Source organism: Pseudomonas sp. C2.3V (assembly GCF_058536325.1).
In genome coordinates, this window is sequence record NZ_JBZUBN010000001.1 from 1,427,954 (window position 1) to 1,440,416 (window position 12,463).

At 54.5% G+C, this 12,463-nt stretch carries 12 protein-coding genes; 1 reads left to right on the forward strand and 11 read right to left on the reverse strand.

What is annotated here, in order from left to right; all coding sequences use genetic code 11:
- Nucleotides 1-13: 13 nt before the first annotated feature.
- The 7 genes from AC4LF3_RS06720 to AC4LF3_RS06750 form a co-directional block, all read right to left on the reverse strand.
- On the reverse strand, nt 14-2,527 hold the full coding sequence (locus tag AC4LF3_RS06720) for a bifunctional diguanylate cyclase/phosphodiesterase (RefSeq protein ID WP_491834982.1): 2,514 nt from the start codon (nt 2,525-2,527) through the stop codon (nt 14-16).
- Between the two features lie 282 nt (nt 2,528-2,809).
- Nucleotides 2,810-3,499, reverse strand: coding sequence for a hypothetical protein (locus tag AC4LF3_RS06725; RefSeq protein ID WP_010797680.1), 690 nt, complete (start codon nt 3,497-3,499; stop codon nt 2,810-2,812).
- A gap of 110 nt (nt 3,500-3,609) precedes the next feature.
- Entirely contained in the window at nt 3,610-4,311 is a 702-nt protein-coding gene (locus tag AC4LF3_RS06730; protein ID WP_010797681.1) for an ABC transporter ATP-binding protein, read from the reverse strand.
- Complete coding sequence (gene livG, locus AC4LF3_RS06735) at nt 4,311-5,078, reverse strand: high-affinity branched-chain amino acid ABC transporter ATP-binding protein LivG (RefSeq protein ID WP_010797682.1); 768 nt, start codon at nt 5,076-5,078, stop codon at nt 4,311-4,313. Before livG ends, AC4LF3_RS06730 begins: the two co-directional genes overlap by 1 nt.
- Nucleotides 5,075-6,346, reverse strand: a complete 1,272-nt coding sequence (locus AC4LF3_RS06740) for a high-affinity branched-chain amino acid ABC transporter permease LivM (RefSeq protein WP_010797683.1) — start codon at nt 6,344-6,346, stop codon at nt 5,075-5,077. Before AC4LF3_RS06740 ends, livG begins: the two co-directional genes overlap by 4 nt.
- Nucleotides 6,343-7,266, reverse strand: coding sequence for a high-affinity branched-chain amino acid ABC transporter permease LivH (livH, locus tag AC4LF3_RS06745; RefSeq protein WP_010797684.1), 924 nt, complete (start codon nt 7,264-7,266; stop codon nt 6,343-6,345). Before livH ends, AC4LF3_RS06740 begins: the two co-directional genes overlap by 4 nt.
- A gap of 141 nt (nt 7,267-7,407) precedes the next feature.
- Nucleotides 7,408-8,529, reverse strand: coding sequence for a branched-chain amino acid ABC transporter substrate-binding protein (locus tag AC4LF3_RS06750; RefSeq protein ID WP_491834983.1), 1,122 nt, complete (start codon nt 8,527-8,529; stop codon nt 7,408-7,410).
- Nucleotides 8,530-8,810: 281 nt separating this feature from the next.
- Here AC4LF3_RS06750 and AC4LF3_RS06755 point away from each other — a divergent pair, with 281 nt between their 5' ends.
- On the forward strand, nt 8,811-9,125 hold the full coding sequence (locus AC4LF3_RS06755) for a DUF2288 domain-containing protein (protein ID WP_019365894.1): 315 nt from the start codon (nt 8,811-8,813) through the stop codon (nt 9,123-9,125).
- Between the two features lie 15 nt (nt 9,126-9,140).
- On the opposite strand, the gene phnE is transcribed toward AC4LF3_RS06755, so the two are convergent.
- From phnE to AC4LF3_RS06775, 4 genes are read right to left on the reverse strand one after another with little or no spacing between them, the layout of a single operon-like run.
- Nucleotides 9,141-9,905 carry a phosphonate ABC transporter, permease protein PhnE gene (gene phnE / locus AC4LF3_RS06760; RefSeq protein ID WP_074827505.1) on the reverse strand — a complete coding sequence of 255 codons (765 nt, stop codon included), beginning with the start codon at nt 9,903-9,905 and terminating at the stop codon, nt 9,141-9,143.
- 2 nt (nt 9,906-9,907) lie between these two features.
- Entirely contained in the window at nt 9,908-10,729 is an 822-nt protein-coding gene (locus AC4LF3_RS06765; RefSeq protein WP_286789182.1) for a PhnE/PtxC family ABC transporter permease, read from the reverse strand.
- Nucleotides 10,723-11,523 (reverse strand): phosphonate ABC transporter ATP-binding protein, encoded by an 801-nt coding sequence (locus tag AC4LF3_RS06770; RefSeq protein ID WP_491834984.1) that lies wholly within the window; start codon nt 11,521-11,523, stop codon nt 10,723-10,725. The genes AC4LF3_RS06765 and AC4LF3_RS06770 overlap by 7 nt, the downstream gene beginning before the upstream one ends.
- The gene (locus tag AC4LF3_RS06775) at nt 11,520-12,368 is read right to left on the reverse strand and encodes a putative selenate ABC transporter substrate-binding protein (protein ID WP_491834985.1); all 849 of its coding nucleotides are present in this window, start codon (nt 12,366-12,368) and stop codon (nt 11,520-11,522) included. The genes AC4LF3_RS06770 and AC4LF3_RS06775 overlap by 4 nt, the downstream gene beginning before the upstream one ends.
- Nucleotides 12,369-12,463: the final 95 nt, after the last annotated feature.

Sequence of the window (12,463 nt, forward strand, 5' to 3'; positions counted from 1 at the left end):
GGCTTGGGCTTGCTCAGCCAAACAGTAGAGACAGTTCATGCGCAGGTAATGCCTTGCTGAAATGAAAGCCCTGTACCTCGTCGCAGGCATCGCCACGTAGGTGCTCAAGTTGCTCTGCTGTTTCTACGCCTTCAGCCGTAACCGTCATGCCAAGGGATTGGCCCAACGTAATGATGGCCTGGACGATAGCGCGATCGTCTGGGTTTGTACCGATACCAGCGACAAAGCTGCGGTCTATCTTGATGCCATCAAAGGGGTAGCTGCGTAGGTATCCCAGAGAAGAAAAGCCTGTACCAAAATCGTCCATGTGGAGACGTATCCCGAGCGCCTTCAGGCTGTTGAGTGTCTCCAGCGCTCCGTCAGCATCGTCCAGCATGACGCGCTCGGTAATTTCCAGTTCAAGTCTGGAAGGATCCAGCCTACTCTCGGTCAGCGCATTTTGTACCTGATTGATCAGGTCGTGACGACCAAACTGTCGGGGCGAGAGATTCACAGAAATACCCACCGGTTGTGGCCATTTGACGGCTACGTGGCAGGCGCGTTTCAGTACCCAGTTTCCGATGGGAACGATAAGGCCGGTGTCTTCTGCCAGTGCAATGAAACTATCGGGTAGCAGCATGCCATGCTCAGGATGCTGCCAGCGTAATAGCGCTTCGAACCCGGTCAGCCGATTTCCCGTAAGCGAATAACGTGGCTGAAAATGGAGGCTCAATTCTTCTCTTTCCAACGCCTGACGGAGATCGTTCTCCAAGCGTCGACGGCTGGTAATCAGCTTGTTCATTTCGTGGGAGTAGAAGCGCCATGTATTACGGCCCGCAGCCTTGGACTGATAAAGCGCAATATCGGCGAGCCGCAGAAGCTCCTCTGCGTTATTTGTATCAGAGGGCGCTAGTGCAACGCCTATGCTTCCTCCAATAAACACGGTCTGGTCATCCACTTTGATAGGCTGATGGAGCTGATCAATGATTCGTGAGCTCAGCGCAGAAATTTCTTCATGGTTCTGAAGGCGGGTCATCACGACAATAAACTCATCACCACCGACCCGCGCGACTAGATCGGCTTCTCGAATGCAATTACGCAGGCGCTTGGCTACTTCCCTGAGCACTCTGTCGCCCGCTGCATGACCCAGCGCATCGTTGACCGGTTTGAAGCGATCCAGATCCACACTTAACAAGGCCACAGGGGCAACGCGTGTTGATGGGCCTACATGCTTTTTTAGAAACTCGTTCAAACGGTTGCGATTGGGCAGATCGGTTAAGGGATCATGCAGAGACAGGTGCCTTACCTGAGCTAGCGCCTTGACCTCGTCGGTAATATCGCTGGCCGTGCCGCGAAACCCTTGCGTGCCGTCTTTTATCGGTCGCGCCGAGACGCGGCAGGTCCGCTGCTTACCTTGTCGGTCATGATAATGACAGACGAGTGGAGTAGATGTAGAGGCGTTCCTTCGATGGTTCAGCCATGTTGTTAATGACTCATGGTCTGCTGTCAGCAGTTCATCAAGGTTTTTACCAAGCCACTGCTCAGGTGTAGTGCCTGTAACTTCCTCGAAGCGCCCTGAAAGATAGGTCAGGCAGTACTGAGCATCGATTTCCCACAGCCAGTCCGACGCGGCTTCTGCTACGTCTCTAAAGCGCTCCTCGCTAACCGCTAAAGCTTCCTTGCTCTGAGTCAATTCAACGTAATGAGCCTCCATGAGTCGTGCGGTAGAAAGTGCATTACGCAGGACTAGCCAGGTTGACGCGATCAGCATGAGGCCCGCGATACCGAAGTAGGGAAGAATCGAGTCAAGCAGCGCCTGGCCATGACGTGGCGGGTCCCAGGCCAAGTAGCTATCAGCGCCAGGTGCTAGACGAAGCGTGGACGAGCCTTCAATCTGAGGCGTCTGTGTAGTCCGCAGATTGATTAATCCATATTGCGTACCCAGCGCTTTGAGCTTGTCTGGTGTAAGGATATCGACGAAGAGAAGTACTGAGCGGGTGCCGGGCCGCTCTTTAACGGTTGGGTCTTTTCCTGGCGTGATGGATCCAGCCGCAACGATGGCAGGTACTGAGTCGACTTTCAGGAGCTCACTGACTACCTCTTCCTTATTTTCAGGCGCGCGTGCCTTCTTCAGCAGAGCGTCAAAATCGCCTTGTAGCCATTGCCGGGCATCAAGAGGGGTTTGCTCACCTTCAAACAGTGAATAGACGGTTTTGTCCTGCGCATCTAAAACAAGTAATCCCTGAAAGCCATAGAGCTCATAAATCGATTCGCCCAGGTTTTCTCCGTCATACGCCCAGCTGATGTTGAGCTTAAGGTGCATGTTCTTGTAAAGCTCACCCCATTTGGAATAGTCAGATATGTCCTTTTTTATGCTTGTATTCAGGTCTTCAAGGGCTTTTTGAGCAGCGTATAAGGTGTCTGCCTGAGCCTGTTGATCCTGGCTACGAGCGTTGTGGATCAACAGCCCACATGCGAGCGAAAACATCAGGAACAGCAATACTGTAACCAAGGGGAATACGCGGCGGGTAAAAGTAGTACTGAGCATAGTAGGCAAAGGCGGCGCAGAGTGGTCTTGAAATATAGGCATTGATGGCAGATGGCCACTCTTGGGAAGGGGAGGCATCCTATAAGATGTCGACTGATGTGTGAAATAATTCAGCTAAAACAGATATTAAACTAGCAGGCCTAGTGAGCTTGGCGAAATAGATATTCGTCTAATGTAAGGCGGGCGCCCATGAGGCAGTAAACGAAGAACCTTGGATAAGAGACTTTCATTGCCAATGCGTGCTGTTTGAGGCTTAGTAACAGCACGCAGGACTGGATTTCTTTAATGGGTGTCAGTAGCACCGCCATAGTGCGCGCAGCCTGACATGCTCTTGCCATTGACACGCAGCTCCGCCTGAAGGGATTGAACCGTACCAGTGCTTTCATCAACACAGCGCTGCGGACTGACCCATAGCTCGACACGCTCGCCGTTGGCTTCGGTAGACAGGCTACGACTACCGTCGGGTAGTTGCTCCTGCAAATATGGAAGAGCCTGCTGGCTGCGATCGGTCGAGGCTATAACCATGCCTTGGCCACTTACTACCACATTCCATTCTGGAGTATGACCGGCTGCGCGAAGCGTCAGGCGCTTGAAATTAGGGTCTGAACAGCCGGGCCCGGTGTACTGCATGCGATACACTTCGGAAACGGCAAATACGCCATCGCTTCCAGCCGGCCCTCCAGATTTCATCTTTCCGCGTAAATCTGCGAATAGGCTGCTGGCACCGCTATCGGCCGTCAACTCATGAGCATCGTTGATAATAGACGTGTTGGCCGCATCGTCTATTTGAAAGTAGCGATGCTCCTGACAGGGGCGAAAGAGTAACTGGTCATTCGCTAACCGCAAATCACCTTGCAGGCGTACGCCTTGAGACGCCTTGGACGAAGCGATGCTATCGCTCGGGGTGCTATGGCAGCCTGCCAGCAACGTGGCCAGCAAGGTCAGGGGCAGCAGCAAGCGTGGCGCTAACATCTAGAGCTCTCCATTGAAACAAGGGTGGCAACGTTACTGAGCTATATCCGTTAGGACAAGGCTGAAATGAACTTGTGCGCTCTTTTTGAACGGAGCGCACAAGCGATCCTTTAGCCTCCCAGGTAGGCCTTGCGTACGTCAGGGTTGGCCAATAGGGCTTCGCCGGTATCCTGCATGACGATATGACCATTTTCTAGAACGTAGCCACGGTCTGCTAGTCTGAGCGCCTGGTTGGCGTTCTGCTCGACCAGAAATACCGTTACGCCATCCTCGCGCAGTTGTTCGATGATATCGAAAATCTGCTGAATGATGATGGGGGCTAAACCCAGTGAGGGCTCGTCAAGCAGCAGGAGACGCGGATGACTCATCATCGCACGACCGATGGCCAGCATCTGTTGCTCCCCACCGGACATCGTGCCTCCGCGCTGGTGATAGCGCTCCTTCAAGCGAGGAAACAGGCCAAGAACCTTTTCAAGCTGACGATCATAGTCATGCTTGTCGGTAAAAAAACCGCCCATGGCGAGGTTTTCCTCGACAGTCAGGCGAGCAAAGACGCGGCGACCCTCAGGAACCACGGCGATACCCTTGCGCATGATTTCGGAGGAGTCTTTCCCGACCAGCTCTTCACCTTCGTAACGAATACTACCGCCAGCTGCCTTAGGAGAACCGCATAGCGTCATCAGGAGGGTAGACTTGCCAGCGCCATTGGCGCCGATGAGTGTCACGATCTCCCCTTTGTTGACGGACAGGCTGACCCCATGCAGCGCCTGGATCTTGCCATAGAAAGTCGAAACGTTTTCGAACTGCAGCATCACGCTTCTCCCAAATAGGCTTTGATCACGTCAGGGTTATTACGGATTTGCTCCGGCTTACCATCGGCCAGGGGGGTGCCCTGATTGATAACGACAATATGATCCGAGATGCTCATGACCAGGTGCATGTCGTGCTCAATGAGCAGAACAGTTACGCCATGCTCGTCTCGCAGCAGGGAAATCAGCGCTTTCAGGTCTTCCGTCTCGCGAGGATTAAGGCCAGCGGCAGGTTCATCAAGCATGAGGAGTTGAGGACGTGTCATCATGCAGCGAGCAATCTCAAGACGGCGCTGTTGGCCATAGGCCAGATTGCCGGCAGGTCGGTTGGCGACCTCGGTGAGGTTGACCTGCTCAAGCCAGTGGCGGGCAAAGTCCATGGCTTCAGATTCTGCGCGGCGAAAGTCGGGAGTTTTGAAAAGGCCAGCTAGAAAATTCGTATTCAGATGGCGGTGTTGAGCAACCAGCAGGTTTTCAACCGCCGTCATTTCCTTGAACAACCGAACATTCTGGAAGGTGCGTACGATGCCGCGTCGGGCGATCTGGTGACCCGGCAAGCCATGAATGGGCGTACCTCTAAGTAGAATTTCGCCTCCTGTTGGTTGATAGAAACCGGTCAGGCAGTTGAACACGGTCGTCTTGCCGGCGCCGTTCGGTCCTATCAGGGAAACGACCTGCTTTTCCTCGACGCTGATATTGACGCCATTGACTGCCAAGAGGCCGCCAAAACGCATGGTCAGGTCTTTAGCTTGAAGAATAAGTTGGCTCATTTACGCAGCTCCAAATGGGGGCGCTGCATCGGGAGCAGGCCTTGCGGCCGCCAGATCATCATCAGGACCATCATAGCGCCAAACATCAACATGCGATATTCACTGAACTCACGCATCAGCTCTGGAAGCAGAATCATGACAATGGCTGCCAGAATGACGCCCAATTGTGAGCCCATTCCACCCAGAACAACGATCGCCAAGATGATGGCTGACTCAATGAAGGTGAACGATTCCGGCGACACCAGCCCTTGGCGAGCCGCAAAGAAGCTGCCCGCGAAACCTGCAAAGCAGGCACCCAGCGTAAAAGCGGAGAGTTTGATAAGGGTCGGATTCAAGCCTAATGCACGGCAGGCGATCTCATCTTCACGTAAGGCTTCCCAGGCGCGACCGATGGGCATGCGCAGTAATCGATTGATCACGAAAAGCGTAAGCAGGACGAGCAGTAACGCAACCAGGTAAAGAAAGATCACCTTGTAGTTCGAGTTGTAGGCGATGCCAAAAAACTCATGGAATGTCTGCATGCCTTCAGGGGCACGCCGCTCAAACGTCAGGTTGAATAGCGTAGGCTTGTCGATTCCGCTAATGCCGTTGGGGCCGCCGGTGATGCTGGTAAGGTTGCGTAGCAGAATACGGATGATCTCGCCGAAGCCGAGCGTTACGATGGCGAGATAGTCACCTCGCAGGCGCAGCACGGGAAAGCCCAGCAAAAAGCCGAATAGCGCAGCCATCAAACCGGCAATGGGCAGGCAGATCCAGAATCCAAGGCCGTAATAGTGGGAGAGCAGGGCGTAACTATATGCCCCTACGGCGTAAAAGCCGACGTAGCCCAGATCAAGAAGACCCGCCAGGCCGACCACAATATTCAGACCAAGCCCCAGCATCACATAGATGAGAATCAGCGTAGCGATATCCACGGCCCCCCGTGAGCCGAAGAATGGCCAGACTAGCGCGACAAGAACCAGCCCGAGGATGACCCAGCGTTGAACAGATGGCTCGGTGAGCTGGGCGCCTAGTTTGGTCAGTGGTGAGGTGTGGGTGCCCCTGGTTCGGCGCGGCATGGGAATGCGATCACGTACCAACTGCCATACGAACATAAGGGCGGCCGCCCCAAAAATGATCGTCAGGGTGGTTGGGCTGGCGCCATGGACTTCGAGCCCGATACCCACTGTGGTCAGTTTTAGCCCCAAAACAGGGTAGGCCACTGCGAGTACGAGAAGCGCACTGAAAAAAGCCGTTTTAAGCTGTTTGTTGAAAGGGGTACTGCTCATACTTTTTCTACCTCCGGACGGCCCAGAATGCCGGTCGGCCGGAACAACAAAACGAGGACAAGAAGTGTGAATGCCACGACATCCTTGTACTGATCACCAAAAATATCGGCCCCGAACGCTTCGGCTACCCCTAGCACCAGTCCGCCCAGCATGGCGCCTGGAATACTGCCGATCCCGCCCAGTACTGCGGCAGTAAACGCCTTGATACCTGCCAGAAATCCCAGGCTCGGATTAATGACGCCGTATTGCATACCGAGCAGAACAGCCGCGATGGCTGCCAGGGATGCGCCGATAACAAAGGTCAGGGCGATAATGTTGTTGGTGTTGATGCCAAGCAGGTTGGCCATCTTGATGTCTTCGGCGCAGGCTCGGCAGGCGCGGCCGAGACGCGAACGTGAGATGAACAGTGTCAATCCGAGCATGGCCAGAAACGTGACTACGAAGATCAGAATCTGCATGTACGAAATGACGACTCCACTCATGGCATCATTGCCAAATATGATGTTGCCAGGCAGCAGGCTGGGAATGGCCTTGTCCTTGGAGTCCTGTGCCAATAGCACTTCGTTTTGCAGGAAGATGGACATGCCGATGGCTGAGATCAGCGGAATCAGGCGATTACTGCCACGTAGCGGACGGTAGGCAATACGCTCAATACTGTAGCCATAGGCACTGGCAACAATAATGCTGGCAGCAAAGGCCGCAATCATGATGATCGGCAAACTATGAATGCCCATGAGTGCTAATCCGGCGATGACAATGAAGGCTACATAGGAGCCAATCATGTATACCTCGCCATGGGCGAAGTTGATCATGCCAATAATGCCGTAGACCATTGTGTAACCAATGGCTATCAAGGCGTAGGTGCTGCCAACGGTCAAACCGTTTACCAGCTGTTGAAGATAGTGGTAGAGCTCAGGCATTACTTTCTCCTGAATAGCGGCCACAGTGCTTTTGGCGTCTTGGCACGCCTACTCATTTGGAATGAACAAAGCCCACGGAGGATACCGTGGGCTTTTGAGGACGTTTGCCAGACAACGTGCTGGCAAGTTCCTGCTTAACGGTTACTTGGCTTCGGTCTTGGTGCCGTCGGCGTGCCACTCATAGACGACAAATTCGAAGTTTTTCAGGTCGCCTTTTTCGTCAAACGCCAGGTCGCCTGTAGGTGTGCTGAACGTATTGCTGCGCAGGGCCTCTGCTACAGCATCGGTTTCAGTGTTGCCTGCCTTCTTGATGCCATCAGCAATAACTTGCACGGCTGCGTAGGAGGGGAAGACGAACGGGCCGCTCGGATCCTGCTTCTTGGTTTTGAATGCTTCAACCAGGGCTTTGTTTTTCGGATCCTGATCGAAAGAGCGGGGAAGGGTTACAAGCATGCCCTCTGAGGATTTGCCTGCAATGGCGGAAATTTCAGAGTTACCCACACCTTCCGGCCCCATGAAGCGAACTTTCAAGCCTTTTTCCTGTGACTGGCGCATCAGAAGGCCGAGCTCCGGGTGATAGCCGCCGTAATAGACGAAATCCACACCCGCCTGCTTCAGCTTGGAGATCAGAGAAGAAAAGTCCTTGTCGCCGGCATTGATACCTTCGAATACGGCAACTTTGACATTGGCGCCTTCAAGTGTCTGCTTGACGGCCGTGGCAATGCCTTCACCGTACTGCTGCTTGTCGTGGATGATGGCGACTGTCTTGGGCTTGATATGCTCGGCTATATATTTGCCGGCAGTAGGGCCTTGCATGTTGTCAAGACCAATGGTGCGGAAGATCAGTTTATGTCCGCGTGCCGTGAGATCAGGGCTGGTTGATGCTGGGGTGATCATCAGGATGCCTTCGTCTTCGTAGATATCGGACGCCGGCTGGGTGGAGCTGGAGCACAGGTGGCCAACCACGAATTTCACTTCGTCGTTGACGATCTTGTTGGCAACGGCAACCGCTTGCTTGGGGTCACACGCATCGTCATAGACTACGCCTTCGAGCTGCTGGCCATTGACGCCGCCAGCCTTATTGATTTGCTCGATAGCCATTTTGGCGCCGACAAATTCCATTTCCCCATATTGCGCTACAGGACCGGTAACCGGGCCGGCCAAAGCGATTTTTATTGTATCGGCAGCGACGCTGTAGCTGGTGAGTCCAGCCAGGGCCATGGCGGCGAATAGTCGGGAAAGACGCTGAGTTGCCTTATTCATAGTGCTCCACTCGAAATGCTTATTGGTTTTGGCAGATCACAAACGTTTATTGCAGTATTTATTCTTATTGCTGGCTTTCTTGTTATGACGATAAATCGGCATCGCAACGTGCGGAGTGTAGAGTGCCGATCACGGAATTGAAAAGTGGCACATCGACTGTATCGATACACTTTGTCGCATCATGTATCGGATACGAGCCGAAACCGGGCTGAAGACATGTCAATCCTGTCGACAATAAGCGGCAGCCGCTATCATGTCGCTTTATTTTTAGGGGTGACGTGATGTCCGAAACCAGCACTCTGTACGCTACGCTGTTGGGCCAGACCGCTGAAATCACATGGCAAGAGTTACAGCCGCACTTTGCCAAGGGTTCGTTGCTTCGGGTGGATGCCGAGATAGACTTGATAGAGGCGGCAGAAGCCATTGTTCAGGACAATACAGGCAAGGTTTCTGCCTGGCTGACGTCCGGGCAAATGGCCAAGGTGACCGAGGATGAGGCACGGGGGTTTTTGGTAAGCGATCCAACCTTTTGGGCGGTGGTCGTTGCGCCCTGGGTGCTTATACAGGCTAGAAACGGTAACAGCGGCGAGGCATGAGACCGCCAGGGTGGATCAATGATTGATCCACCGCTGCCGGATCCAGGCACTGAAAGCGTCTACCAGCAGTACCAGGGTCAGCATGGCCAGGATAATAGTTGCAGCCTGAGCGAGCTGAAACAGGCTGAGGCTGATTTGAAGCATTTGTCCTAGGCCGCCAGCGCCCACGAATCCCAATATCGTCGCCATGCGGATATTGTTTTCCCAGCGATAGAGAATATAGGCAAGCAGCTGAGGCCAGACGCTTGGCAGAATGCCATAGGCGAAGGCGGCAAGGCGTCCGCCGCCAGCCAGTCTGATCGCATCGCTGGGGGCGGACGGAGTGTTTTCCAGCGCCTCGGCAAACAGGCGACCCAGTACACCCGCCGTATGCAGTGCCAATGCAAGCGTGCCGGCGTTGGGCCCTAGCCCTGCAGCCAGTACCATCAGTGCCGCCCACACCAGTTCCGGGACGGCGCGGAGGGCATTGAGCAAGAACCGCGCAACTGCTTTGAATAGAGTACCGAGTCGGCCTGCCGCAGGCAGGGCCAGTATTATGCCAAACAGGGCTGCCAATAGGGTTCCCATGGCTGACATGGCCAGTGTTTCCAGGCAGGCCCAAGCGATGGCGTATAGGTGACTGCGGGAGAAGTCCGGGGTAAGAAATCCGTTGGCAAACTTCGCCATTTGCGCAAGAGAGGTCCGCGAAAACAGCTCGATAAAATTCGTCTCAAGGTAAGCAAAGGACGAGGCAATGGCGGCTAGTACTACGATAACGGCGGCAAGGCCCTTGATTTTCATCGTTACGGCTCTCGCAGCAAGCGGCTGATCAGGTCGGCCAGCATGACCAGTATCAGAAAGGTCAGCATCAGGCTGGCAACTTCTCCGCCAGCAAACATTCGCAGAGACAGATCGACCTGTTGCCCCAGCCCGCCAGCGCCGACAAATCCCATGACGACCGATGCACGGATAGCACACTCCCAGCGGTAGATCGTATAGGAGATCATTTCGCCGCTGGCGGCCGGTAGCAGTCCATATGCGAATGCCTGAAGTCGCGAGCTGCCACCCAAGAGCAATGCTCGCGTCGCGTCAGCAGGTACGGATTCGAAAATCTCGGCGTACACCTTACCCAGCATGCCACCATACGTGATGGCAATGGCCAGGACGCCCGCGGTTGGACCCAGGCCTACCGCTCGTACAAATAACAAGGCCCAGACAATTTCGGGAATGCTGCGCAGAATTACAAGAACGATACGTACCGTATTGCGAATCGTCTGACCCAGCCACGAAGGGCGTCCTTGCCGATGAAGCGCGGAGATGGAAAGCGAGCGTGTTGCCAGCAGGGCTGCTGGAAAGGCGATCACCCAGGCGAGTGTCATGCCGGCCGTGGCAATGGCTAGGGTTTCCAGCGTGGCTTTGCCAACTATCGAGAGAAACTCCGAATCGTAGGCTAGCGGCCAGAATCCTGCCAGAAAGCTACCCATGATTCTGGCGTTCTCACCGGTGAGCAAACCAGGAATATCCAGCTCAGACAGGTGAAGCCCAGGCCAGAGCAGTATGATTGCCAGCAGGCTGATGCCTAGACGAGGCAGGGTGGCAGGATCATGCGAGGGGGCAGTCAGCATCGCGGTGGTGTGGCAGGCATGAAATAAACACTGGATGAGTTCTCTGGTGCCAATTGCTCATTGGCATACAACTGCTCCAGATCATCGGAGGTAACGGCTTGCGTTGCTTTGTCGAATACAATAACGCCTTGGCGTAGTCCAATGATTCGCGGAAAGTGTTTGAGCGCCAGCTCTACGCTGTGCAGGCTGGCGATCAGCGTTGCGCTTCGTGTTTCGGCCTCACGAGCGAGAATGGTTAGTGTATGGCTGGCAAGTACCGGATCCATGGCGGAGACAGGCTCATCCGCCAGTATCAGCTCAGGCGCCTGGTATAACACGCGGGCAATGCCGACGCGCTGGAGCTGGCCCCCCGAGAGCTGATCGCAACGCTGATACAGCTTTTCTGACAGGTCCAGCTTTGCCAGAGCCTGTTGGGCGCCCGGACGATCCAGTGGATAGACAAGGCTGACCAGGCTCTTCCATAAAGGCCATTGGCCCAGGCGCCCAGCCAGTACCGCCGTTACGACGCGTTGCCGCGCCGGGAGGGGAGGTGCCTGGTGAATCAGACCGATATGTGCACGAAGCGACTTCAATCGGGACACGCTCAATGACCACGGATCGGTCTGCAATACGGTGAGTTGTCCTGCCGTTGGCTTGTGGCTTGTCGCCATCAGGCGGAGCAAGCTGGTCTTGCCTGCTCCAGAAGGGCCAATCAGTGCGACGCATTCACCTTTGGTGATCTTCAGGTCAAGCTTTGAAAGCGCGCGATGCCCATTGGCGTGAAGAAGCTCCACGCCAGCTAACTGGACGCTCACTTCAACAGACCGGCCGCACGTGCAGAGCCTTCGATGCCCTTATAGTTTTCAGGAGAAGTTTCTACAAAACGACTGGCTGCCTGTAGATCCAGAATGGCTTTGTCTTCAGGCTTCGAAGGATCCAGTGCAAGAAAGGCCGCCTTGATTTTGGCCGCCAGTTGCGGATCCAGATTGCCTCTGACGGTCCAGTTGTAATCGTAATAGGGCGGAGTGGTCGCGAAGACCTTGACCTTGCTTGTGTCTACTTTCTTGGCATCAACCAGCTTCTGCCAGACCGAAGCGTTCAAAACGCCTCCATCCACTTTTCCAGCCTGTACCCAGGCGGCAGTTGCATCATGGGCTCCAGAATAGGCTACACGTGAGAAAAACTGCTCCGGTACTACCCCTTCCTGCTGCATGAAGTAACGGGGCATCAGGCTGCCGGAGGTCGAAGAGATCGAACCAAAGGCGAACGTTTTGCCTTTCAGGTCTTGAACCGATTTGACGTTTGGATCAGCTGTAATGAATTTGCTGGTGAACTTCTGATCTTCTTCCCGTTGTACCAGCGGATTCATAGGCGCTTTGAGTTGGGTCTGGACAAAGGTAAAGCCACCCAACCATGCCATGTCCAGTCTGTCAGAGGCCAGCGCTTCGACCACGCCTGCATAATCGGAGACCGGCACGAAGGTAACAGGCATGCCAATCTGCTTTTCCAGGTACTCTCCCAGCGGTTTGAACTTGCGAAGCAATTCGGTGGGTGCTTCATCCGGGATAGCCGAGACGCGTAGTGCATCTGCTGCCTGGGTAAGAAGAGAAGTGGCGCACAGGGTAAGACCGGCCACGAGGGCCAGGGAACGCTTCAACATGAGTTTCTCCGGTTCAATAGCGGAAAAAATAGAGCCGCGAAGTATACGGAGATTGACGAAATTTCACAGCCGCTTAATGGCACCCTGGTGTGGCG